The following is a 25,178-nucleotide window of genomic DNA, read 5'->3' as shown; positions in this document are numbered from 1 at the left end:
TATAGATAAAAGCGGCAGTAATGCGGCGGCATTAGAAACACTCAACTGGCAATTATTGTTATTACAAATGGCTGGGTGTTTGATTGAGGTGTTGCAGGTCAAGTATCTCAACAATATTGTTGATCAGAGTCATCGAGCGGTGAAGTGGCAAATGCGAACGGCACTGGACTACAAATCAATAGAGGGAGCTAAAGCCACCATCGCTGGAGTTGAGCTCTGGCAAATGATAAGAAAAGGCCAGATGAAGGGGGGGACAGGGTCAATCGGTTTGGGAGCAGTTTTACTCACTGGCAGCCTAATTGTGTTTAAAAATCAGTGTTCCTGTGTTTAATTTCGAAGATGCGACAGAACCCCGTTGTGCGCATCTGATGTAAGCCCTAAGTTGTTTTTTAGGGCTAGTCGTGGCTTTCAGAAATTTGATTTCAGAGATACTTTTTCTAATGCAATCTTTTGATTACGAACCGAAACCGAAACACGTTTATGTCCATAAACGGGCTACAAATAATCAGACATCTAAAATCAATGCTTCAATTCATCAGGAATTGGTTGTTCTGCTGGAATAGGAGTGGGTTTACGCCCTTGCCCTTTTTGGAATTGACGTAATTGAAAAACGTAAGCAAGTACTTGTGCAATGGCAGTAAACAAACCATCGGGTATTTGTTGATCTATTTTAGTTGTATAGTAAATTGCGCGAGCAAGTGGTGGTGCTGAAACAATTGCAATTTCATGCTCACGGGCGATTTCTCGGATCTTAAATGCAACTTGTTCAACGCCTTTTGCAACAACATAAGGAGCGGCGGATTTGGAGACGTCATATTTTACAGCAACCGCATAATGCTCAGGGTTCACTACGATAACATCAGCGTTGGGTACTTCTGCCATCATTTGACGTTGTGCGATTTCACGTTGCAGCTGACGAATACGACCTTTAACTTCAGGCTTACCTTCGGTATCTTTATATTCATCTTTGACCTCTTGCTTTGTCATTTTAAGCTGCTTGTTGTGATTCCAAATTTGATAAGGAATATCAATGGCCACAATCAAAAGCGTTGCACTACAAAGTAGGATGAACATCCAAACTAAAAGATCTAATCCTTCATAAACATTATTAGGTAAGTGCGAAGTTGACAGACCTAATATGTCATTAAAGTAAAATTTAAGTAGTAAGAAAGCTGAAATAGCAACAACCGAAAACTTAGCAATGCCTTTGGTTAGCTCAACCACGGCTTGAACACCAAACATCCGTTTAAAACCATTTAACGGATTCATTTTATTGCCTTTCGGCATAATGGCTTTAGACGAAAACGACATGCCGCCAATAACGATATTACCGAGAAAAGCAACAATAGCCACAATTACAACAATTCCTAAAACTGGCAATGCAAGCTCTTTTCCAACAATACCGAACACTTTCAGCATCGAGCTAGTATCGTAAATATCTGCTCTTTCTATGGTGAAAATTTCAGTCATTAAACGCACTAAGCTTTGCGCTAAACTTGGGCCTAACATGGCAAGAGCTATTGCCGCTGAAAGCAAAACAGCTGATGTACCTAACTCTTTAGAGCGTGCAACCTGTCCTTTATCCCGCGCCTGTTGCAAGCGCCTACTGGTGGGGGCTTCACTTCGTTCTTGTCCGTCACTCTCAGCCATTTAAGTACTCCACTTTCGCTGATTATCTTGTTACTGGCACAAGATTAGGGTTAACAGTACATTGAAGTTCAAGCATATTGCACATTAACACCTGTGCTGCTTTCCAAACTTCATCAAAGTGGGCCATGATTGGAGAAAGTGTTAACCATAGGATTAACAGACCACTCAACATGGTGATCGGGAAACCAATTGAGAAAATGTTTAATTGTGGTGCGGCTCGCGTCATTACACCGAATGAAAGGTTAATGAGCAATAAAGCTAAAATGGCTGAAATTGACATCGTTAGTGCGGCACCAAACATATAGGCACCCCAGTCTGCAGCGGCCCGATAACTCGCAATGTTAATTCCAGTTTCAGATACAGGTAACGTATCAAAACTGGCAATCAGCATTTTAATCATCATTAAATGGCCATCGACAGATAAGAAAATAAAGGTCGATAGAATTAGAAAGAAGTTACCTACAGCAGGTACTTGTTGCCCAGAACCAGGATCAACCATCGATGCAAAACCAAGCGAGGTTTGCATACCGATAATTTGCCCCGTCAACACAAAGGTTTGTAGCAGCATCTGGCTAACAAACCCCATTGCGGTTCCAATCATCACTTGCTGGGCTGTTATAAAAAAAGACTGAAGAGAAAAAAGTTCTACCTCAGGCATTTTAGGCAACATCGGCGACACGGCGACAGTTATCGTTACAGCAGCCATCAATCGAATTCGCGCAGGAGTGGTTCCTGCACCAAAAATCGCCATCACCATTAACATGCTGGCAATACGAAATAGCGGCCAGAGATAACCTGCGATTCCTTGCTCAATGGTACTCATCAGCAGGTGCATGAAGCTAGCCTATAACCTGTGGAATGCGATTAACCATTTCGAAAAAGAATTCCATCATGGTCTGAATTAACCAATGACCTAATATCATTAACGCAAATAATGTCATTAACAGACGCGGTAAGAAACTCAACGTTTGTTCGTTAATCGAGGTTGCGGCTTGGAACACTGCGACCACCAAACCCACAGCTAGACCTGGAAGAATGATCACTGAAACCAACAACACAATAACCGATAAAGCTTCACGAAAAATGTCGACGAGTGCTTCTGGGCTCATACTTCGACTCCCGTCAGGATAATCCAAAGCTGTTGGCTAGAGTTCCCATGACAAGCCCCCAACCATCAACTAATACAAATAACATGATCTTAAAAGGCAGCGATACGATCATCGGCGAGAGCATCATCATACCCATTGCCATCAAAATACTCGCAACCACTAAATCTAAAACCAAAAACGGCACAAATAACATAAAACCAATTTGGAATGCTGTTTTCAACTCGCTAGTGATAAACGCTGGGATCAGCACTTGCATTGGCGCTTCTTCTGGAGACTTAATATCTTTATACCCAGAGATTTCAACAAACGTCTGTAAATCCGTAGTTCGAGTCTGTGACAGCATAAACTCCATTAACGGTTTTTTACCCACATCATAAGCCTGCTCGATGGTCATTTGCTCATCCATATAAGGCTTAACTGCTTGATCATAGATTTTGTTGAAAACAGGTGACATGATAAAAAACGTCAAAAACATACTGATACCAATCAACACCTGATTCGATGGCGTTTGCTGCAAACCGATGGCTTGTCGCAAAATAGATAAGACGACGATAACACGGGTAAATGACGTCAGCATAATGACCATTGCTGGCAAAAAGCTTAATGCCGTCATCAACATCACGATTTGCATGGTCACTGAGTACTGAGTCGAACCATCTGCACCCGTCGATACGGTTACAGCGGGTAAAATACCTTGTTCCGCAAAAGCAACGGGGGATATCAGCAATAATGAATAAACAAAAAATTTAAGCAGACGCATCTTTACTTCCCATTTTACTGCTCGCTTTTGCTTGTCTTAATTTACTGGCAAAAGATTCCGCTTTTACTTCAATAGGGTCTTCAATTTTTTCAATAAGGTTAACTTGTTGAGGCGTCACACCTAGCAAGTATTGTTTGCCGTTGACTTCCATTAAGACTACTTTTTCCTTTTGTCCTAACGGAGCTACGGCAACAGTTTTTAAAATGTTATTAGTAGACGGAGCCAAATTAAAGCGCCTAACGACATAGGCGAGCACAAAAATAAGAGCAAGAACGACAACAAGCCCTCCAATCATGCTAGTAAAACTTCCTAAAGTACTTGGAGCAGCATCTGTAACGGCAGGTACACTTTTATCTGTGAGAGTTGTAGCGGTTGCAGCTAGAGCAGTAATGAGAAAACTCACTGTGTTCTCCCTTATTAATTGTTAATTTCTTCCTTGCTCTACTTTAGCAGAAATTAGGTCGATTGGCTGAGAAAAGATTGATGATTTGTCGTGCCCGCTGCGGCGGGCATCCAGTGATGTCTCAGCAAAAGAACTAATATGCTGGACTCCTGCCTTAACAGGAGTGACAACAAAGCAAGATGAGCTTTACTATTTCAGTTTTTTGATTCGTTCTGTTTGACTAATGACATCAGTAAGTCGAATACCAAACTTATCGTTTACTACGACGACTTCGCCATGAGCAATCAAGGTACCATTGACCATTACGTCAAGCGGTTCACCCGCTATTCGATCAAGTTCAACAACCGAACCTTGGTTTAATTGTAATAAGTTTCTGATGCTGATGTGACTACGTCCAACTTCCATTGAGATGGTGACAGGAATATCCAGAATGGCATCTAGGTTTTCCTTATCAGCCCCAACGCTACCTGATTCATCACTCAGCTCTGTTAATTCAGCAGCACTGACTTCTTCAATGGTTTGTTCGGCCATGGCGCTTGCCCAATCATCTTCTGTACTCATACTTCATCCTTTACTTCAGCAACTTCATTCGATTTTCGTCTCAAAGTTACTAACTGCAACTCAGACTTCACGGTTTCTGGCCGTGGAATTTTTTCACTTACTTTAAGTGCGAGGTTCTCTCTCGACTTTCCAAGCTTACAGCGGAACGTCGGCAATTCTTCAACTTTCATCAATACATGCTCAGGCAGTTCGACAGGGATAACATCCCCTTCTTGCAACTTCATCACTTCACGCAGAGTAATCTCTTCTTCAGCAATCGTTGCATTAAAGCCAACGTCAACATCCATGATTTCATCTCTTAGAGCTTGAGACCAACGCATATCGGTATCTTGCTTATCACTTTGTACACCTGCATCTAAGAGTTCACGAATTGGCTCTATCATTGAATACGGCATAGCAATATGAAAATCACCACCGCCACCATCGACTTCAATATGGAAGGAGCTAATTACAACGACTTCTGTCGGGCTTACAATATTTGCCATCGCAGGGTTAACTTCAGAGTCAAGATAATCAAATTCGACATCCATCACTGGTGCCCATGCTTCAGTGTAATCTTCAAAAATAATTTTAAGCAATAACTGGATAATTCGACGCTCAGTTGGCGTAAATTCACGGCCTTCAATCTTGGCGTGAAAGCGACCATCGCCCCCAAAAAAATTGTCTACCAGAATGAAAACCAATCGGGCTTCCATCGTGATAAGCGCTGTACCTTTTAATGGGCTGAGGCGTACCATATTCAAGCTGGTCGGTACAAATAAACTGTGAATGTACTCACCAAATTTGAGCATTTGTACGCCATTAATTGATACTTCGGCAGTGCGTCGCATCATATTAAACATGCTTATTCGCAAATGACGTGCAAATCGTTCGTTAACGATTTCCAGCGTCGGCATACGACCACGTACAATTCGATCTTGAGAAGAAAAGTCATAAGACTGCGCAGATTCATCACCGAAACCTGCATCATCTTCTTCAACGTCATCTACTCCATGGAGCAACGCATCAATTTCGTCTTGGCTTAATAAATCACTCACAATAACTGCCTTATTTCCGTGATGTTTGCAGAACGATTACTGCATTACAAATCCAACGAACAACACTTTCTCTACGCCTTTGCGGCCAATAATTGGCGTCAAAACATTTTGCACATTCACTAAAGCCTGCTGGCGTAATTCATCTTTACCCGCTTGGGTACTTAATTTCTGAACATTAGAGCTACTAAATGTTGATAGCAGTTCTGACTCAATCAATGGAATGTGTTTCTGAACAGCGACTTCATTATCTGAACCTCTAACCATCAATTGCACTTTGATTTGCACGAGTACTGAACGCTTAGTACCTGGTAGATTAAACAGAAATGGTCTTGGCAGAGCAACGTATTGTGCTTGTCCACTGCTCATTGCCTCATTGCTGTCCGACATTTGTGCAGCAGGAGTATTTGCATCATTCGCCATTTCAGTATCAGCACTATCATCGCCAGAAAGCATGAAAAACGCCCCACCAGCAATTGCGAGTAGTAACACCACTGCTGCAATGATAATAACAAGCTTATTTTTCCCTTTAGGTGCTTGCTCTTCTAGTGATAGTGTTTCTTCCTCAGCCATAATTTCTCCATTTTACTTTTAGGCGCTTTTTCCGCATAGCTTAAAGGTTTATGCGTAATAATCTATACCTGAAGATTGATCTGCTGCGATATTAATCAATGAAACTTCTTCTGCTTCAATTGCCGAGTCAGCATAAGCATTACGGCTAGAACCAGCTTCACCATCATCACCTTGATTACCACGCTCATTATTTCCACCGTTGTGGTATGACACTTCACTATCGGCTAGATTCATACCTTGCTCTGCAAGCATATCTCTCAGTCTCGGGGTGGCTTGCTCAAGCAATTCTCTGGCGGCTGGATTCGCAACTTGGAATTGCACTTGTGTTTGATCATTTTGTACTTGGATCCGAACCATCATATGCCCAAGTTCTGGTGGGTCTAGGCGGATTTCAGCTTGCCCCATTCCATTATTTACCATCGCCATCACTTGCTGCTTCATCACCGGCGCAAAGCGCTGAATCATATCTTGCATCTGAGCTTGTGGTTCAGCCCCCTGCTTGAGTGAAACATTCAAGCGTGGTACATCCGTTTTGGCATCAAGTCGTTCGTTACCAGCAAAAAGAGTATTACTTTGACCGAAATTAAGCGGTGATGACTTTGTTGTTGATTTTTCTACGCTATCAATACTGTCAGCAATATCTTGAATGCTATCAACCTGTATTTCTTCAGACGAAGGCTGCCCGAGCTTTATTGATTGTGACTCAATATTTTTCTGTTCTGTTAAAGTCCGCTTAGCGTCATTTTTTGCCACTAATACTTCAGGAGTAATAGCCGGTTTTTTAGTGTCTTTATCTATTTCTGCTTCAACAGATTCAGTCACATCGTCGACGCCGATCGCAACAGCTATATCATCAGCTGAAGCACCTTCTGTATTTAGAGTAGCATTAGGTTTTGCTGTCGACTGAAGCGTTGGATTAATGGTATTCAGGGAAGCTTCGGTGTTAGTTGCAGTAGCACTGGCAGTGTTCACTGAAGTAATCCCAACAGCAGTAGTACCACTAACCAAAGAAACCTCTATATCAGTAATCGATTCCAATTCAGACGCAACGGTAGATTCATCAACTAAAATATCTGCGTCACTAACTAAAGTATCTGCGGCTATATTTTGTCCAGTTTGCGGCAAAAGTTCGCCACCGACTTGTAAATTCTGTTCTGGATTTTTGTTCAGCTCAGTATTAAAGCTGACAGAATGACCAATTTGCTGAAGCAATTCTTCAGGGGAAGTGAAAGATGTTTCCTCAAGAGGCGCTTCAACCAAGACTTCTAATTGATCATGAAACTGTTTTGACACATCAACATTCGCTTCACCATCAGAGCTTTCAGACGTTTTTTCAATTGCAAGAATACTCGCAAACAGTGCATCAATGCCTTCTGGTTGTTGCTGACTTGAGTTCAACGCTGATGAATCAGCACTCATTTGAGTTGTTGAATGTATTTGTGGCACTACGACTTCCTCCATTGCAAGTGTCAATAAATCCAATTTGCACTTGTACAGAGATATATCAGCAAAGGTTATGCCAAATATGAATTTTATAGATAAGATATTTATTTCTGAAGTTGTTTATTTCTAAAGTACTGCTGCACAGCAAACTCATCAAATAACTTTTGCTCTGATTTTGCTTCAGCTTGTTGACGTTTTAAAGCTTTCTTGTCTAAGAGTGATTCAACCGCTTTACGTTTTTGTTGCTTTTCAAGCCAGTTTTTCTGACGGTGCTCTTTTATCTTCTCTGTTTCTTTTACCGCCAGAACTTGCTGCGACACAGCTTGATCAATTTGAGCGATAAACTTATGAAACTGCTGGTATTGAGATGAAGTAAGATTAGTGCCAACCTTAGCTTTCATTTGAGTCATATAATCTAAACGATATTGATTAAGGGCATCAAGTTGAGATTGAGCTTTTTGCACGTCCATTGTTGCACTACGAAACTGCAGCGAGGCTTGTTCTTCGGCTTCTGTGGCAAGCTTTAATACTGTGAAAAGCGGATCTTTGGCGATCAAGGTTTAACCTACTTAATTTGTGCAGCAATTTGAGTGAGCATCTTTGCGCAATCCTCAAAGCGAAGGGCATCTCGCATACCTTGCCTCAAAAATGAATTCATTACTGGTTGTAACCTGATTGCATTATCAAGAACAGGATCACTACCTTGATTGTATGCTCCAATTGAAATCAAATCTTTATTCTGCTGAAAATGTGAATACATTTGTTTCACTTTACGCATGCACTCTAGGTGCTCAGCACTGATCACCATAGGGGCGACACGACTGATACTGGCTTCAATATCAATGGCAGGATAGTGCCCTGAATCAGCTAACGTTCGAGACAACACAATATGACCATCAAGAATAGCCCTTGAGGCATCAGCAATAGGATCTTGTTGATCATCGCCTTCTGTTAAGACTGTATAAAATGCTGTAATTGAACCTTGAGTACCATTGCCATTACCTGCACGCTCAACCAGCTTTGGCAATTTTGCAAATACTGACGGCGGATAACCTTTAGTCGCAGGAGGCTCACCAACCGCAAGTGCAATTTCACGTTGAGCTTGAGCATAGCGCGTTAAACTATCCATCAGCAATAATACGCTGTAACCTAAATCTCTGAAGTATTCTGCAATACGGGTTGAGGTTTCACAGGCTCTTAATCGCATTAAAGGTGATGTATCAGCAGGTGCAGCCACAACAACTGAACGTGCTCTGCCTTCTTCACCTAAAATTTCTTCAATAAACTCTTTAACTTCTCGGCCACGTTCACCCACAAGGCCAACAACAATAACATCGGCGGTGGTACCGCGTGTCATCATGCCTAACAATACACTTTTACCTACACCAGAGCCTGCCATCAGTCCCATACGTTGACCTGTACCCACGGTCAGCATGGCATTAATCGCACGAACACCAACATCAAGGGGCTCAGAAATTGGCCGACGATTTAACGGATTAATCGCATCTGCGTGAGTGCTCGTTTGCTCTGCATTTTGAATACTGCCAAGCCCATCGATGGGTTGACCATTCCCATCTAACACACGTCCAAGTAATGAAAGACCCACGTTAAGACCTGACTTTTGACCCAGTGGCACAACTCTGGCACCAGGCAGAACACCACGTAATTCTTCAACGGGCATTAAGTAAAGTAGTTCGTCATCAAACCCCACTACTTCGGCAATCAATTCGCCTTCAATCGTTTCAATTGAACACAAACTGCCAACAGGTGCTCGGCAACCACTTGCTTCAAGTGTTAAACCGACAACACGGACTAATTGCCCGCTAGCAACAGCTCTAAACGGTGTAGTTTTCTGATTGTACTGCTCAAGTTTATTCAGTAGGTTTTGATTGCTCATCACTTGGCTCCGCAGTATCGGATACTGAATTGGCTTTCTCAGCTTTAGCGATTTCGTCTGCTAATGACTGTTGCAGCTGTTTTTGAAGTTGAGTTTGTTGTTCGGTTAAAGAGTTTAAAACGGTTTGAGTTCGCACAGAAAGCCTCATATCAACTTCAGACTTCAAGCTACCTAAAATACAGTCACCTTGTTCAAGAGTAGGGTCAGATTCAATTTCCCATTTGTGTTTATCTAATTGAGCTACGCTGTATGCGGTTTCAACAAGCTCAGCATCGGCAGGGTTGAGACGAATCGTGACTTCTTGCTTTTTGATGGGTAATGCATCAATACCTTGACGCATGACACTTAAAATGTGCTCTGGGTGGGTTTTAACTTCACTACCAATAACCGCTTTGGCTAAGTTGGTCGTAAGGTTCAGTAAACTCATTTCTACTTGGGAATCAACGGTCGCAATGGGGTTTTCTATATGCTTAACTAATTGCTCTAGACGCTCAAGTAAGCTTTTTGCTTCGATTAAACCTTCCTCTACGCCCTGTTGTTTCCCTTGATTAAAGCCTTCTTCGTGACCTTGCTCAAGCCCATCTAGACGACCTTTTTCTAGACCTTCTTGATAACCTGCTTCTCGTCCGGCTTCACGCGCTTCTTCTTCGGCTTGGGTTTGCATTGCTTCAAGCTCAGCCATAGTTAACGGTACTACAGACTCTTGTTCTTCGACTTCTGTTTGAGAATAAGGCTGGCGCTCAAATAAGGTAATATCATCACCAGCTTCTTCGGTTACATCTGGTAATTGCCAATGCTGAAAATCATTCTCTTCTGTCATGCGTACTACTCAATATCCTTTGACTTCAACTTATAAAAACTCGTCGCCGCCACCGCCGCCAAGCATTAATTCACCACTTTCGCTTAAGCGACGTGCAATACCAAGAATTTCTTTTTGTGCTAATTCAACTTCACTAACACGAATTGGTCCCATTGCTTCAAGATCGTCTGCAAGCAATTCCGCAGCACGTTTAGACATGTTATTAAGAATCTTATCTTTAAGCGCATCATCTGTACCTTTAAGCGCTCTCATCAGAACGTCTTGCTGTACTTCACGCAACAGAGCTTGAATACCACGATCATCCACATCAATAAGGTTCTCAAATACGAACATAAGATCTTGAATTTGTTGTGCCATCTCCTCATCAGATTCGCGCATGGTTTCCATAAGGTGGCTTTCAATTGACGTATCTAGGTAGTTCATGATGTTGGCTGCCGCTTTCAAGCCGCCCATTTTCGCAGCTTGCGCACCACCTTGACCTGCAAACTGTTTCTCCATGATGTCATTCAATTCTTGTAATGCTGCAGGCTGAACCTCTTCGAGATTAGCAATACGCATCATCAAGTCTAGACGAGTATTTTCTGGGAACTGACCAAAAATTTCTGCGGCTTGGTCTGGCTCTAAATAAGAAAGAACAATAGTTTGAATCTGTGGATGCTCATTCTGAATGATCGTCGCAACTTGCCTTGCGTCCATCCACTTTAAAGAATCGAGACCCTTCGCCCCGCTGCCCATGATAATTTGCTCAATTACGTTACCTGCTTTATCTTCACCTAAAGCGGCTGTAAGAGCTTTACGAACAAAATCTTCACTGTTAAAACCAATCGCTGAGAACTGCTGAATCTCATCTAAAAACAGTTTATGAACACCAATGACCTTTTCTTGGCCAAAATCTTGGGTAGATGCCATGGCCATACCCAACTTTTGAACTTGTTTAGGTTCTAGATGTTTAAGAATCGATGCCGCATCAGCTTCGCTCAAACTCAGCAATAAAATGGCGGCTTTTTCCATTCCAGTCAAACCACTCGTGTTCGACTTTGCAACCTCGGTCGATGGGCTATTCGTTACTTCAGGCATGTTCTTCTTGCAACCAACTCTTAATTACTTGAGTAGAAAGCTCAGGCTCATTAGCCACAAGCGCTCGTATCGCTTTGATCATATCATCATCTTTATGAAGGTCTGGTATTAAAATTGACCCATCATCGGCGTAACTGTACTCCGAATCTGAATTATTCAGCATGCCGAGTGTATCGGCGGCATATTGATCTTCAATTTCAGCGAGTTCGTTGCCCGTGCTACCATCGTCTTTATTTGCCGCATCCGGCTGCACCATCTTATTAAACATTGGGCGAATTACAGTGAAGATTAAAATAATCACCACTAATGCACCTAACCCCATTTTAATCGCACGCATGAACCAAGGTTGTTCCCACATTTCTGGTGCGGGTGCGACATCAAACTCTTGGTTCATAAATGGCACACTCACAACTTCAAGCGTATCGCCACGAGCTTGACTAAAACCGACAGCACCCTCAAGTAAGCGACGAATGTTATTCAAATCTGCTTCTGTGCGAGGCTCTTTGGTTACTTGACCGTTTTCACCAACCGCACCATTTTTGTAGTTCACTGCAACGGATACACTGATACGCTTGACTACGCCAATTTGCTGACGAGTATGACTGATAGTCGTATTAAGCTCAAAATTACGCGTCGCTTCTCGATGTGATGAACCACTTGCTTCAGATTGTTGTCCTGTTGCATCGGTTGCATCTTCAGGAATTTCTGCAGCCATAGGTGGCTGATTCGTTAATGCACCAGGAATACCTGCAATCGCGTTCCCGCTAGAGTTTGTTTCCAGTGTTTGTTCGCTTCGAACAGCGTTTTGATCAGGGTTAAAGCGCTTAGTCGTTTGCTCTGTGGCAGTAAAGTCCATGCCCACATCAACTTGTGATGTAAAGTTTTCAGGACCCAGAATAGGAATAAGGATAGATTGAATTTTATTACGGTATTCGTCTTCTTTGCTTTGAACCAACTCAAGTTCACGGCGCGCTCGTGCAGACACACCATCTTGGCTGCCTGAATTCAATAGACGTCCCGCAGAATCTGTGACTGTAACTCGAGATGGTTCTAAGCCTTGAACTGCTGATGCGACAATATCAACAATTGAGTCAATTTCTTCTTGTGTCAATCCACTGCGACGAGTGGTAATCACTACCGTCGCACTCGGTTTCGACTTACGACGAGCAAATACGTTTTCTTTCGGTATGGCTAAAATAACTTTAGCTCGGGTTACACTTTTTAATTCTTCAATGGCGCGCGCAAGGTTTTGCTCTTGGCTGTGCTTAAGACGAGCTTGCTCCATACGCTGACTAACACCAAAACCACTGTCTTTATTTAAGAAGTCTTCACTTTTAGAGGACGTTGCTTCAATACCAGCACGACCCAATAGTAATTTAACTTCTTGATACTTATCTTCAGGAACAAGAATAACATTGCCATCAATTTGGCGGTCAATTTTGTTTTTATCGAGTACGTCGAGCACTTGAATCATATCTTGAGTGTCCATTTTAGCTAATGGACGGTACTCAGCTTCTGATGCAACTAAGATCACAACAACTGCCATAACTAAACAAATTGCCAACGCAAGGATCATTGCAATTTGTCTAAGAGTATTGCTGCTGTTTAAATTGCCTAACACTCCCGACTTATGCTCTTGTTGAACACCCTCTGACGATGAACTAGGGTCGGAAGCGGCATTTCCGCTAATGGCGATTTCTGTGCTCACAATAACTACCTTTTACTCTTAGCTTTAAACGCTCATATTCATGATTTCTTTATAAGCATCCACGAGCTTATTACGCACTTGAACCGTTGCTTCAAATGCCACACTCGCTTTCTCACGTGCGATAACTGTATCTGATAAAGTTACCGAGGTATCACCCATTTCTAGACGAGTAGCTAAGCTACCTGAGTTAGATTGCAGCTGATTAACATTGTTAATCGCCATTGACAGCAATTCGCCAAAATCACCACCACTGGTGTTATTGATTTCGCGAACTAAACCACCTTGTAAATTTACTGACGGGGTTACTTCACCTTTAATGGATTCCATTTCAGCGTAAAGTGAATTTGCTCCGATTTGCATGCTCGTCTCCCTGCGACTTATTTTTGACGATTATGAACTCGATACTAAAAATGCAAATAGTATGCCAAGAGACCCATACGCATAAATAAATGTTAACTAAATGCTAATCCTTCATTCACAATAAGGAACTCTTTACTTGTTAAGCTTTACTTATAATACACTTTTAATAATCGAGACTCTAAATGGCTTCTGCAGCTGGATCTTCATTATCAGGAACCCCAACAGGTTATGAAACATCAGTAACGAAAGAACAATCACTACCTGCTCGTGACAACCAGTCTGATACTCTCTCTAGGTTAGAATTAGCCGCTAAGACTGTTTTCGAAGCTGGTAGTAAAAATTTAACTTTGCTTTCGAATGTGGCTAAAGCACTCCAGCAACTAAATTCAGCTCAATTAACCGACGTTCCAAATGGTTCAGACTCCCTAAGCCTTAAGCAGGAACGTTTAACACAGTTATTGAACGACACAACTATCGACATCAAAATAAAAGAACAAGCCTTAAAACAATTTGCCGTTGTAGATGTTCTGTTTTTACCTTTTAGAATCGACAGAGCTATTATCATCCTCAATGCTTCGAATGTGCGGCAGGCAGTTCATATGACTCACGTTTATCAACTCATGGACAGTCGAAGCTTAGATCTCTTTGTTGAATACCAGAGCCAAATACCAAAAGAAAAGAAAACAGTTGAAACGGGCCGAGATGAATGGGCATTGGTACATAAAGATGCTTCAGTCCCTTTAACTGGCTATGATCAATACCGAGAAGAGCGAATAAGTCCAGCCTACTTTTCAATAAGATACGCCAGGTATTTGTTAACGAATGCAAGGGGAAGTAATGCTGATGAGATCAACGTTCAAGATATTAAAGATGCAATCGGTGAGGAGGAATTTCAAAAAATCTGTTCAAAAATTCAATCAAAGACTCCAGGTGAAGTTACGCTAGGCGAAGTGATTAAAGTTCTTAACAGCGATATATTAGCCTCCAAGATTGCTTCACATATGTGCCCAATCGATTCCATCCACATTTCCACAACAACTTCCGAAGACGTAAAAGTACACAGCAATCATAAAGTTACAGTTAAACGCGATGGCAAATCAACACCAATAAAGCCATCCGATTTAATTAAAATAAATTTTTCCAATTTACCACCACACATACGAAGCTTAATCATTGAAAAAGCGTTCTCAAACTCAACGGCTGACAGTAAAGAATCAATCCTCACTGTAATAGATCGTTTGGATCTACTTTCAAAACAGTTTAAACCCGATGAATTATATAAAATTGACTTAAAGCGAAAATGCATAGATGCACTTAATGATCCAACCTCATCAAATAGCGAACAATTCGTAGCGTTTATATCTGAACTTGATTCGATGTATGCACGTCAAATACTGCCACTTTTAAAGGTTCCAAAAGAGAGAGCAAAATGCATTGAAGTCATGCTATCTAAAGGAAGCCACTTAACAGACCACAAGAGTGTAATAGATGAAAAACTCATTCATCTCATTGTTCCTGAAGTGCTTGAAATGTGCCCTCAAAAAGTTGTTTTAGCTTCTCTTGAAGCCATTTGCAAACACAAACCAACTGAATGCTCGACAAAAGCAGCTAAAATTTTATTGAATTTGAAATTAAAAGACTCCCCTCAATGTTATAGCGATGCTGTTTTTTTTGCAGCAGCAAATGGTAATCACGAAGTTCTAGAAGCACTTTATTGCATACCAAAATTAGCTACCACGGTCAGAAAAAATGAACGATTTTATGAGGGGTACCCTGAACTGGCTGCGATAAAACATAATCAACTAGAATGTCTTCAAATTATACTAAAAGCCACTGACGTTTCTTTAGCCGATGCACGCTATCCTTTTAAAGATGGCACCTTATTTTATTGTGCTGCACGTTCAGAGGACACCAAATGTTTACAGTACTTACTGGAACAACCAAGTACAGAATTTAGCTCTTTGGTGCCAGTACATAATAAATTTCTAGTAGAACTAGGAAAAGTTATTACAAGTAATGCTATCAAGCTTATTGCTAAGTACCCAGCATTTAGGAATCTAACCGAAGGCCAAAGAGCGGCTATGTATAGAGGGGTGGCAGACCGTTTTCGCTATGACAGCGAAGAAAATCAATGTTTGCGCAACTGCAAAAGCCGCCAAGATCAAGTAACCCCGTACTATCACACTAAAAGTAAAGATGAAATCAATAATTTACCATACAGAGAAAAAAGAGCGGCCTTCGTAGGCTTAATTAAAGCTAATGACCTCAAGCGTTTGCGGTGGCTTGTTGAGTCAGTAAAACCTAGAAAATTATCAAAAGAAGTAGGACTCCCACAAATTGTTGATGCACTGTTTATTATTGAAACTAGTAATTTAAACACTATTGAGATAATAAAAATACTGGAAAACGAAGGTTTCGATATTTTTGACAAAAGAAAGCCTTTGATTATGTCTGCGTGCGTTAGGAGTTCGAGAGAAGTTGTGGCATTTCTTTACGCTAGGTATAAAGAAAGTAATCGGTTACAAGGGCTATTTAATCTAAGAAATATTTACGGAAAAGGTTTAGCCCATTTGACTGTTAGTGAAAATAATATAGGTGCACTAACAGCATTGCTAAAGTGTGACTCCCGCTTTGCCGAAACTAGGCTCTCAATACCTAGATCCCGTAACCATAACGTTGATGATGCCTGCTGGAAGCAAATTAAAGCTTGTGCAGGTGATACACCGCTCATGGCAGCAGCAAGAATGACACCTTGCAATGAACAAATTCTTCAGCTTTTAATTAACCATTCCGAGGGTGTTCTGTTTTCGACTTCATCACAAGAAATGGATGCCTTTGCTATTGCAGTGGATAACAATAACATTGAAGCTGCAAGAGTATTTAAAGAAGAGTATGAAAAAGAATGTGTTAGAAGTCGCACTAATGCAGCAGGTATAAAAATGTCTGAAACAAGAGTTGTAGGATTACTAGACACAAAAAGTACATGGCATCTGTATAATTCAAAATCAGATTTTTCAGAGATGAAGCGTATCCTTGCAGACATGATACAAAGGCATGCAACACAACGTGGAGACGCCCGAAACACCAGTTCGACAAATAAAACTAAACCCAAAAGCGTAACGTCCGCCCCAGAAAATCTCAGCAAACCAGCAGCATTAGATCCAGGTTCCTTCCCTTTACAAGATTTAAAAAAATGATTTTGATAATTAAGAGGCCTACTCAATTTTAGTTAATGATACTTTGTTCATGTTCAATTAACAGAGAGTTAAAAGTACCTGTGTTAGCTTCCAACTGAAATATCAAAAATTAAGTGGTGAAGTTATGGCTACAGCAATTACAAAAGATACTTCAACAAATAGTTTTAACTCCACTTATGGAAGGTTATTGACATCAGAAAACATACAACATTTTTCAAGTGAATTACGACCAGAAAAAGTATATAAGGTATTATTGTACAGAGAAGGTGAAGAAAAAGAGTCACTCAATATTTTTTTCAAAATGCACCCAAACCGAAATTTAGAGCTTCTAGATAATAATTACACACCTATATCAGAAGAAGATTCAGCCTTTAACTCAATTCAAAAACTATTTTGGAACAAGATGTGCGGACAAATCTCTAGCCCACATAAACATTTAAGTGAAGAATGGGTTTTAGTTGAGGGGCAAACCCAAGAAATGAATACCTTTATTGTTCACAGCAGCTTTAAAAAAATGGTTAATAAAACAGGTGATAAAGATGCATTTGTATGGGTTAACCACTCTCCGTCTCCCGTAGATGAAAGAGATATTTACTTTATCCCCAATCAATTGCCAACACCTCTATCTTCCCCAATTCAAAACCCAAGTACCGAAATGCCGCTAAAAGAATGCACGGAAAATATTCCAGCAGACCTAGTGAGCATAGCAAGTTCGGATGAAACACCCAGCATGAGTAGTTTAAACTCAACAGAAGCTAGAACCCAAAAAGAGAGAAAGGGTTCTGTTAAAATAAATCCGCACTTAATCAATATTAATTCCAATGCCAACAAAACAGTGCAAGAATTGCCAGCTGCCGATATAGAGGGTGGCCGTGCTATACAAACAAAAATGATGGAACAAGACACTACCCATGAAAAAAAGACAATAGAAGATACTGGTTTCCAAACTGCATCTCGAAACGATGGTGAAAGTAAGGAATCAACTTCTTTGAAACCACAGGCTAGCATTAGCGCTACTCAGCCTGCAGAATCACTTTCTCCAGAATTTAAAAAAGCGACGCTTCACATACCTGACCGATTCAGCTTTCGTGTGCAAGGACAGCCTCAGCAAGAGTCACTTTGCCGAAGCGATATGCCGATTGAAACACTTGATTGGATGAGTTTTTTGAGAAAACATCATGGTTCTCCACACGGCAGAGCACAAATTCTAATCGCTCTCACTATTGCAACCCATCACTTTGAATCATCTAACTTAGTGATACATAGAATGACAAGAGGGCTTTACAGTCAATTTTCATTACACATCAAATTAAACGACAAAATAGATATCAACCTTAAAGTTGAAGTTGGCAGTAATAAATGCGAGTTAATTATTCAACAAGCCGAACATGAAAAGGTCCATTACTCGATTATTCACAATATAAACCAAATTGCAGATATTAACGCTGGTGAAAAAGATGTTCGAGATAGAGCAGCAAATCAAAAAGATAACGCTTACAGAGATGGAATAGAGCGAGTCACTTATGGCGGTCAACGAATAGATGGAGTCAGTGAGACTCCCATTAATGACCAGATTCAAAAAATGCTTGCTGATGTTCCTTGGGTAAATGGCGCTAAACCTGAAGAAAAAAAAGGAAGTATTCTTGATGAATACTGATAAAAAAGGCAAGCTAGAATGATACATTCTAGCCCGGAATATTTAATCCAGCATCTCGCATTTTTGCCATTTTATAGCGCAAGGTGCGAGGGCTGATTCCAAGCTTATCTGCGACTTCTTTACGACTTCCGTTACATTGATTTAGTGTTTCAAGAATAATCATGTGCTCTTGGCTTTGAAGTTCATTGCCTAAGCTATCCGCAGTGGTACTCGAATTATCAGGTTGCTCTATGTAAGCACTGCCTGGTACTTCATTAACGTCAATAATGACATCATCCACAACAATTTGCTCACCTTGATGCAAAATCAATGCACGTTGAACGACATTATCCAGCTCCCGAACATTACCTGGCCAGCGATGCATTAATAGTTTCCGGCAAGCCAACTCATCAAGCTCAGGTGTAACCATCAGCCCCTGTTTTTGACTGTGACGCCCAATAAGATGTTTAGCCAATGGAATGATATCGGCTGGGCGCTGATAAAGTGCAGGCCACGTTAGGGGAAATACGTTTATTCGATAATAAAGATCTTCTCTGAATTTACCTGACTCAGCCATTGCTTTTAAATCACGATTTGATGTTGCTAATACACGTACATCAAGCTCAATGGTTTTTCTACCGCCGAGTCTTTCAACTTCACGCTCTTGAAGTACACGCAGCAACTTCGCTTGCAGTCCAATTTCCATTTCTGAAATTTCATCAAGAAGCAACGTACCACCTTGAGCTTGCTCGAACTTACCAGGACAAGCCTGATGTGCGCCAGTAAATGCGCCTTTTTCATAACCGAATAATGTAGCTTCAAGCATATTTTCAGGGATAGCAGCACAGTTAATTGCGACAAACGGTTGTTCTTTTCTGGCGCTATTTTGGTGAATATAACGCGCCATGACTTCTTTGCCGGATCCGCTGGGCCCCATAATCATTACTGACGCCTCTGATTTTGCGACTCGTTTAGCCAAAGAAAATAGATTTATACTTTTTTCATCTTCAGCGATCGGCTTTTCAACATCAATTTTATTCGGTAAATAACGACTGACTTGATTTAATAACACTTCAGTTGCAAAAGGTTTAGATAAGTAATCTACGGCACCGAGTTTTATTGCCTCAACAGCGGCATTAACGGTTGCGTAGGCAGTCATCATCAATACGGGGACGTGCTGGTAATGCACAGAGACATAATTCAATAAGCCAATACCACCAATGCCGTCCATTTGAACATCACTGATGATCATATCGAAAGTTTGGCTTTTCAGTGCAATGATTGCATCTTCACCGCAGCTTACATCCAAACACTCATACTGTGCGATTAAAAGCGTATCCACTAAAGCTTCACGTAACGAAGCGTCATCTTCTACAAGTAATATCTTTGCTTGGCTCATAGTTAACACCTCAAATTATGCTGCAGCAGACAATGCTGGAAAATTCAGAACAAAATGACATCCCTTACCCAACTCACAATTCAGGTTGAGATTGCCACCATGATTCATCACAACTGACTGCACAACGGCTAAGCCTAGCCCGGTGCCTTGCGATTTCGTGGTATAGAATGGCTCTAGAATTTGCTTCTCTTGGTTTTTATCAATGCCTGCGCCATTATCTATCACCTCAAGAAACAACTGAGCATTGCTTTGACTTGCTTTCACTACAACTTCAGTAGCACCGGCCTCTAAACTGTTCATTACTAAATTATTGACCGCTGATCCGAGCGCATTACCGTTAGCTAACAATTTCGATGAAGAAGAATCTATCAATGTCAGTTTGCAGTTTTGCTTTTGCAAAATCGGCTCACAATCAGCCTGAACTTGAGAAATAACATCTGTTAGGTAGGTTTCTTCACCTTGCTGCTCTTGTCGCCCTCTTGCCATGAGCAGCATGTCATTGACCTGTCTTTCAAGTTGATTAAGGCGGTCAATCAACTTCATTTGAAACTTAGATTTACTCGACTCAGGCAACTTAGGGTTTGTAAGGTTAGTGGCATAGAGCATGGCTGCCGACAGTGGTGTTCTTACTTGGTGGGCAAGTTTTGCCACCATTTTTCCGAGTGCGGATAAACGTTGAAGGTGTGAGATATTATTCTGTAATTGGCGGGTTTCAGTCAGATCCGTCAATACAATGAGCTGTCCGCCCTGTTCTTCAAGCGGAGTGATTGCCAACTTTACTCGGCGTCCATTTTTTAATGAAACTTCATGACCGTCATCTTTTTGAGGTGCAAAAGAGCGTTGAATAATGGATATCCAACTTTGACCTTCCAACGGCTCACCAAGTAATGAAATCGCAACAGGATTTGTCTGCGACACAATTCCATTTCTATCTAAGATCACAACGCCTGAAGGCATAGCTTCAAGAATTCGTTCCATTCGATCCGACATATGGCAACCTCACTCATACTTGCAAACGCCTCAATCAGATGATTGATCACGTCAAAAAAATATCAATATGAATGCGAAAGCATTAACTGTGCCAGCAAAAGTTCATAAGCTGAAGTAGAACAACTTCATTGGTCATAGGTATACAAGGTATATACCCATGATACTTGAAGATGCATGTTTCAGGACTTTTTCAGCGCCAATTCTTTGAGGCGCATTAGCGAAGGAATATCGGGATTCTTTCGAGCTAATGTAACAAAGAAGAATTGGCGCTGAGAAGTCCACGCAGTGCGAGTTGCACAGCTTGTTACTCTTCGTTGCCAGTGCTAACAATAGCTCACTATTGCCGCACACTGTCGCCTTGATTAACAAGTTGTGCATTCTCGCTGAAATCGAGCATCTTCAGGTATCATGGGTATAGATACAAAAAAGGCTTTAGTATTGAACTAAAGCCCTTATTCAGGTAGACAATGGAATTAATCTTTATTTAAGCCATACTTACGCATTTTTTCCACAAGCGTTGTGCGGCGAATACCCAACATTTCAGCGGCTCGTGCAACAACACTGTCCTGCTGATCTAATGCTTGGCGAATCATGTCGATTTCAAGCTCAGCCAATAAGTCCTTTAAGTTCACACCTTCAGGTGGTAACTCACTTGGGAATCGTGTTTCTGGTATTTCCACTGGTTCTTCATCATTAAAGATGGCCGCTAACGCATCGCGTTCAGCCTGCTCTTCACTGATCTCAACCTGATACTCAGGGACATCGATGTGACGATACTTATGTGGTAAGTCATTAACATCTACTAAACCACCAGGGAATAGAATAGTTAACCTTTCCACTAGGTTCGAAAGCTCACGAACGTTACCTGACCACGAATGCTCTTTTAACGAATCAATGGCTCTTTGAGTAAAACGAACTTTACCACGACCTTCGTTGTATACACGCGCCACCAGCTCTTGTAATAACAGAGGTATATCTTCGTGGCGCTCTTTCAATGAAGGCATTTCAATTGGGAATACGTTCAAGCGATAATATAAATCTTCACGGAAGCTATCTTCAGTGATCATCTTATCAAGATCACGGTGAGTTGCCGCAACAACACGCACATCCGTTTTTAACGTCTTAGTACCACCGACACGCTCAAAAACTCTTTCTTGAAGAACACGTAGTAATTTCACCTGCATTTGCAGAGGCATATCACCAATTTCATCTAAGAAAAGTGTCCCACCTTCGGCAAGTTCAAAGCGACCTTTACGAGCGGTTATCGCACCAGTAAATGATCCTTTTTCATGACCAAACAGTTCTGACTCAAGCAGTTCAGGAGGAATAGCCCCACAGTTAACTGGAATAAACGGGCCTTCACGGCGTTCAGACATGTAATGGATATTACGTGCCACTACTTCTTTACCTGTGCCAGACTCACCCAAAATCAACACTGTAGCATCAGAGCCAGCTACTTGATTAATCATGTGGCGAACTTGGTTGATCCCTTCACTTCGACCAACAAGGCTTCGGAAGAGTTTTGTCTGATTAACACTGGTAGGAACTTCGATACGCTTAGCTTGACCAAAGACCTGACAAAAATGTAATAACTCAGTTAATTGAGGATATGAAAGTGGTTCGTTCACAGAGCCAACAATATTACTGGCGTCTAGAGAAGTATCTCCAGCTAAAGCAATAAATGGTTGGTGCGGTAATTGGCGAACGATTCCTTGAATCGCTTCTTGAAAATTTGAATTTTGCTCAACAATGATAGCTCTAAAACGATTTCCTTGAGTAAGGCTAACTAGCTTATCGATTGAAACAAATTCAACTTGTTCACCCAAAAATTCTAAAATACAAACCAAACGATTAAATCGTTCTGGTTCTGCTCCGACAAGTAAAATTCGTTGATCTATTTGCATCATTTAAAAGGCCATCAATGCGCTAAGGTCGTCTCGCGTAGTACAATCAATTTTGTTGTTATTTTCAGTATTACGTTTAGTGATTTTATGTTATCCAATCGTAAACGCTTATAATCCACGAGGCATATTGTATTATCAAGCAGAGATAAGCAAGTCCAACTTAGCTATTCTTTCGCTCTCATCTGTTTATAGCTTAAAATACACACAACCGCAGTTTTAATTGTCAAAAAAGTGACTTTCTACGAAATTTTAACACATGAAAACTGTTGTCTTTATAACAAGGCGACTGGTTTTTCCATTTCTTAAAATTATATCTAAACTCACAGCCAGAGCGAAGCAGACAAATACAGAGGTTTGCTGAAACGAGCTACAAAAGTGCTGAGAGTATAGTGGTAAAACAGTGAAGAAATAAATTGTTTTCACTGCTGTTAACTGGTGTTGAATTAACTGTTCACTTCACCAGTTACAGCAATAAATTTGATACACTATGTCTCTAGCTCGCATGAGCTGTGATATTGTGCTCTTCTTGAGGAATTTGATCCCACGCTTCTTTGATCGTTCTTAAGATCTCAGAAACATCATCTAATACAGCTGTGTCATTGTTAATATTTGCTTGTGATAACCCTGATAGAACAAAATCGTATAAGCTATTTAGATTTTGGCCAATTTCAGAGTCATCCATTACTAAACAACCTCGTAAACCTTGCACAATACCAATAGCTTTACCGATTAAAGCACCTTTGCTTGCAATATCGTTGTTGTCGATTGCATGCTTAGACTGAGCAATTCGTTCTAACGCACCCGCAAATAACATTTGTGTAATACGATGTGGTGATGCCTCTGATAACTGGCTGTCCACCGATACTTTACGGTAAGACTGTAAAGAGCCTCTCATGGATACCTACCTACTTTTATTTACTGATTGATATAAACCAACTTTTTGACTACTCGCCTTCATCTTAGTTATCGCATCGTAATAAAATTTGCGATGTTCTGTTAGCTTGTCAATAAAGTTCTGTCCTAGCGCTTTTTGCTGAGTTAAAAATCCACCTAACTCTTCGGTATCGGATTCTTTATTTAACTCATTCAACAATTTTTGACGCTTATCAATTTGATCGAGCAAAGAGGATGCCAGATCTTCAGCTTTATTGAAGTCATTATCACGACTTGCTGCTAATCCAGTAATAATTTGATTAATTTCTGCATTGACGCTATTGATCTTGGCCATTACTACTTCATTCATCGCACTAACCTTTAGGATTTCAAGTTATTGATTTCTTGTGAAACCTGGTAAAGAACTCAAGGCACTTTGTATCTGTCCTAACTGCCCATTAAGTTCCGCTACTGCAGCATCCATAGCATTGTATTGCTTAGTTAGACGTTGTTCGTAAGAAACCATTCTCAAGTTTAAAGCATCTCGGTCATCTTGAATTCGACTAACTTGGCGATCAACGCTTTCATCCCTTGAATCTAGAATACCACCTGTTTGAGTATACACTTCCATCTTAGCGGTGATGTCAGCGACAAAACCAGTATCTTCAGCTGCGAAAAAATCTGACATGTCAGACAGATTATTATCCAGTGCATCATCTAACTTATCATCGTCGATTTCTAAAGTGCCATCTCGAGTCGTTGAAATGCCAAATTCAGCTAAACGTAGCTCACCATCTTCTGTACTGAAACCACTGGATATTGACGATCGTAGCTGAGACTCGATACCTCGAACCATCGAGTCACCCTGAAAAATCGAAGATTGGTTTGTATCAGCATTGAAGCTGGTTAAACCATCAATGGTACTCATTAAACTATTGTAAGCTTCGACAAATTCTTCAACTTCTTTTTTCGCTTTTTCTTTATCTGGCTCAACTTTTATGGTGATGGATTCATCTACATCGGCTTTTTTCAAATCAAGCGTAATGCCTGTAATGGCACCTTCCACTTCATTTGACTGAGAAGTAATTTGCAAGCCATCCACTTGAATAATGGCGTTTTCAGCCGCTTGTAACTCAGTCATATCAAAGGTATCAGACAAACCAGTACCGCCGCCGCTATCAGATGCAGATACCGTAACATTATTATCTGTACCGGTTTTATTTGAGGTTAAAACGAGTTTCGCACCACCATCACTGTTAATGATTGCGGCTGTTACTCCAACATTATCATCGTCGGCATTTATCGCTTTCATCACATCTTGCAGCGAATCATCAGCACCGACTTGAATATCAAAGCTTTCGCCATCAACTTCAAATGTTAACGAACCTTCACCAACAGGTGCGGTAATGTCTGCAACGTTGGTCGTACCAACTTTTTGACTGCGCGCAAGTTGATCAATGGTGATATCGTAACTACCTGCAACCGCATCTTCATCAGCTTTAGCCGTAAAATAATCGCTATTTGGCAAGGTCACTTTGTTACCAAGGAATGTTTCAGGATCTTCTAACTTTTCCAGTGCATCGGTAAACGTAGTAATGGCACTTTTAAGCGACCCGATTGCTGAAATTTCAGCAGTAAACCTTGCTTCACTTTGGTTCAAACGGGCATCTTTTGGTGCTCGCTCAGCGCCCACGAGTGAACTCACGATACCACCAATATCTAAACCTGTACCTTGACCTTGTAATGCGATACTCATTTCTGACTCCGAAGTAATGCGATAATGA

The 25,178-nt window shown here is 41.0% G+C and carries 22 protein-coding genes and 2 pseudogenes; 3 read left to right on the top strand and 21 right to left on the bottom strand.

Translation table 11 applies throughout. The annotated features are described in order from the left end of the window. A pseudogene (locus JQC92_RS22580) lies at positions 1 to 181 on the top strand (IS6 family transposase); the annotation flags it as partial. A 338-nt stretch (positions 182 to 519) separates the two neighbouring features. On the opposite strand, the gene flhB reads toward JQC92_RS22580, so the two are convergent. From flhB to fliE, 15 genes are all read right to left on the bottom strand, one after another. Continuing rightward, positions 520 to 1,650 carry a flagellar biosynthesis protein FlhB gene (gene flhB / locus JQC92_RS09365; protein ID WP_204999403.1) on the bottom strand — a complete coding sequence of 377 codons (1,131 nt, stop codon included), beginning with the start codon at positions 1,648 to 1,650 and terminating at the stop codon, positions 520 to 522. Positions 1,651 to 1,672: 22 nt separating this feature from the next. Further along, positions 1,673 to 2,485 carry a flagellar biosynthetic protein FliR gene (gene fliR / locus JQC92_RS09360; protein ID WP_204999402.1) on the bottom strand — a complete coding sequence of 271 codons (813 nt, stop codon included), beginning with the start codon at positions 2,483 to 2,485 and terminating at the stop codon, positions 1,673 to 1,675. 4 nt (positions 2,486 to 2,489) lie between these two features. Beyond that, the gene (gene fliQ / locus JQC92_RS09355; RefSeq protein ID WP_129946624.1) at positions 2,490 to 2,759 is read right to left on the bottom strand and encodes a flagellar biosynthesis protein FliQ; all 270 of its coding nucleotides are present in this window, start codon (positions 2,757 to 2,759) and stop codon (positions 2,490 to 2,492) included. A gap of 13 nt (positions 2,760 to 2,772) precedes the next feature. Then, entirely contained in the window at positions 2,773 to 3,519 is a 747-nt protein-coding gene (gene fliP / locus JQC92_RS09350) for a flagellar type III secretion system pore protein FliP (RefSeq protein ID WP_204999401.1), read from the bottom strand. Continuing rightward, entirely contained in the window at positions 3,506 to 3,922 is a 417-nt protein-coding gene (gene fliO, locus JQC92_RS09345) for a flagellar biosynthetic protein FliO (RefSeq protein ID WP_338049505.1), read from the bottom strand. Before fliO ends, fliP begins: the two co-directional genes overlap by 14 nt. A 189-nt stretch (positions 3,923 to 4,111) precedes the next feature. After that, positions 4,112 to 4,483 (bottom strand): flagellar motor switch protein FliN, encoded by a 372-nt coding sequence (gene fliN, locus JQC92_RS09340; RefSeq protein ID WP_129946626.1) that lies wholly within the window; start codon positions 4,481 to 4,483, stop codon positions 4,112 to 4,114. Beyond that, positions 4,480 to 5,520, bottom strand: coding sequence for a flagellar motor switch protein FliM (gene fliM, locus JQC92_RS09335; protein ID WP_204999400.1), 1,041 nt, complete (start codon positions 5,518 to 5,520; stop codon positions 4,480 to 4,482). The genes fliN and fliM overlap by 4 nt, the downstream gene beginning before the upstream one ends. Positions 5,521 to 5,556: 36 nt before the next feature. Next, the gene (fliL, locus tag JQC92_RS09330) at positions 5,557 to 6,090 is read right to left on the bottom strand and encodes a flagellar basal body-associated protein FliL (protein WP_204999399.1); all 534 of its coding nucleotides are present in this window, start codon (positions 6,088 to 6,090) and stop codon (positions 5,557 to 5,559) included. Positions 6,091 to 6,138: 48 nt separating this feature from the next. Continuing rightward, positions 6,139 to 7,536 carry a flagellar hook-length control protein FliK gene (locus JQC92_RS23045; protein WP_204999398.1) on the bottom strand — a complete coding sequence of 466 codons (1,398 nt, stop codon included), beginning with the start codon at positions 7,534 to 7,536 and terminating at the stop codon, positions 6,139 to 6,141. A gap of 101 nt (positions 7,537 to 7,637) precedes the next feature. Next, positions 7,638 to 8,090 carry a flagellar export protein FliJ gene (gene fliJ / locus JQC92_RS09320; RefSeq protein ID WP_204999397.1) on the bottom strand — a complete coding sequence of 151 codons (453 nt, stop codon included), beginning with the start codon at positions 8,088 to 8,090 and terminating at the stop codon, positions 7,638 to 7,640. An 8-nt stretch (positions 8,091 to 8,098) separates the two neighbouring features. Beyond that, complete coding sequence (fliI, locus tag JQC92_RS09315) at positions 8,099 to 9,430, bottom strand: flagellar protein export ATPase FliI (RefSeq protein WP_204999396.1); 1,332 nt, start codon at positions 9,428 to 9,430, stop codon at positions 8,099 to 8,101. Further along, positions 9,405 to 10,250 carry a flagellar assembly protein FliH gene (locus JQC92_RS09310; protein ID WP_204999395.1) on the bottom strand — a complete coding sequence of 282 codons (846 nt, stop codon included), beginning with the start codon at positions 10,248 to 10,250 and terminating at the stop codon, positions 9,405 to 9,407. The genes fliI and JQC92_RS09310 overlap by 26 nt, the downstream gene beginning before the upstream one ends. A 30-nt stretch (positions 10,251 to 10,280) precedes the next feature. Then, complete coding sequence (gene fliG / locus JQC92_RS09305; RefSeq protein WP_204999394.1) at positions 10,281 to 11,327, bottom strand: flagellar motor switch protein FliG; 1,047 nt, start codon at positions 11,325 to 11,327, stop codon at positions 10,281 to 10,283. Beyond that, positions 11,320 to 13,035, bottom strand: coding sequence for a flagellar basal-body MS-ring/collar protein FliF (gene fliF / locus JQC92_RS09300; RefSeq protein WP_338049504.1), 1,716 nt, complete (start codon positions 13,033 to 13,035; stop codon positions 11,320 to 11,322). The genes fliG and fliF overlap by 8 nt, the downstream gene beginning before the upstream one ends. Positions 13,036 to 13,059: 24 nt before the next feature. After that, positions 13,060 to 13,395 carry a flagellar hook-basal body complex protein FliE gene (gene fliE / locus JQC92_RS09295; protein ID WP_204999393.1) on the bottom strand — a complete coding sequence of 112 codons (336 nt, stop codon included), beginning with the start codon at positions 13,393 to 13,395 and terminating at the stop codon, positions 13,060 to 13,062. 182 nt (positions 13,396 to 13,577) lie between these two features. On the opposite strand from fliE, the gene JQC92_RS09290 reads away from it, so the two are divergent. Both JQC92_RS09290 and JQC92_RS09285 read left to right on the top strand, forming a co-directional pair. After that, positions 13,578 to 16,592, top strand: a complete 3,015-nt coding sequence (locus tag JQC92_RS09290; protein WP_204999392.1) for an ankyrin repeat domain-containing protein — start codon at positions 13,578 to 13,580, stop codon at positions 16,590 to 16,592. Between the two features lie 124 nt (positions 16,593 to 16,716). After that, positions 16,717 to 18,249, top strand: a complete 1,533-nt coding sequence (locus JQC92_RS09285; protein WP_204999391.1) for a hypothetical protein — start codon at positions 16,717 to 16,719, stop codon at positions 18,247 to 18,249. A gap of 28 nt (positions 18,250 to 18,277) precedes the next feature. On the opposite strand, the gene JQC92_RS09280 is transcribed toward JQC92_RS09285, so the two are convergent. From JQC92_RS09280 to fliD, 6 genes and pseudogenes are all read right to left on the bottom strand, one after another. Continuing rightward, on the bottom strand, positions 18,278 to 19,627 hold the full coding sequence (locus JQC92_RS09280) for a sigma-54-dependent transcriptional regulator (protein ID WP_204999390.1): 1,350 nt from the start codon (positions 19,625 to 19,627) through the stop codon (positions 18,278 to 18,280). 15 nt (positions 19,628 to 19,642) lie between these two features. Next, positions 19,643 to 20,620 (bottom strand): annotated as a pseudogene (locus tag JQC92_RS09275) (sensor histidine kinase); the annotation flags it as partial. 470 nt (positions 20,621 to 21,090) lie between these two features. Continuing rightward, a complete protein-coding gene (locus JQC92_RS09270) occupies positions 21,091 to 22,524 on the bottom strand; it encodes a sigma-54 dependent transcriptional regulator (protein WP_276315789.1) in 1,434 nt (477 codons plus the stop codon). A gap of 490 nt (positions 22,525 to 23,014) precedes the next feature. Next, a complete protein-coding gene (gene fliS, locus JQC92_RS09265; RefSeq protein WP_204999388.1) occupies positions 23,015 to 23,416 on the bottom strand; it encodes a flagellar export chaperone FliS in 402 nt (133 codons plus the stop codon). A 6-nt stretch (positions 23,417 to 23,422) separates the two neighbouring features. Further along, positions 23,423 to 23,764, bottom strand: coding sequence for a hypothetical protein (locus JQC92_RS09260; RefSeq protein ID WP_204999387.1), 342 nt, complete (start codon positions 23,762 to 23,764; stop codon positions 23,423 to 23,425). Between the two features lie 24 nt (positions 23,765 to 23,788). Next, positions 23,789 to 25,150, bottom strand: coding sequence for a flagellar filament capping protein FliD (gene fliD, locus JQC92_RS09255; RefSeq protein ID WP_204999386.1), 1,362 nt, complete (start codon positions 25,148 to 25,150; stop codon positions 23,789 to 23,791). Positions 25,151 to 25,178 lie beyond the last annotated feature (28 nt).

The organism is Parashewanella hymeniacidonis, from assembly GCF_016900895.1.
GTDB lineage: Bacteria > Pseudomonadota > Gammaproteobacteria > Enterobacterales > Shewanellaceae > Parashewanella > Parashewanella hymeniacidonis.
This window is presented reverse-complemented; position numbering and strand designations above follow the sequence as displayed.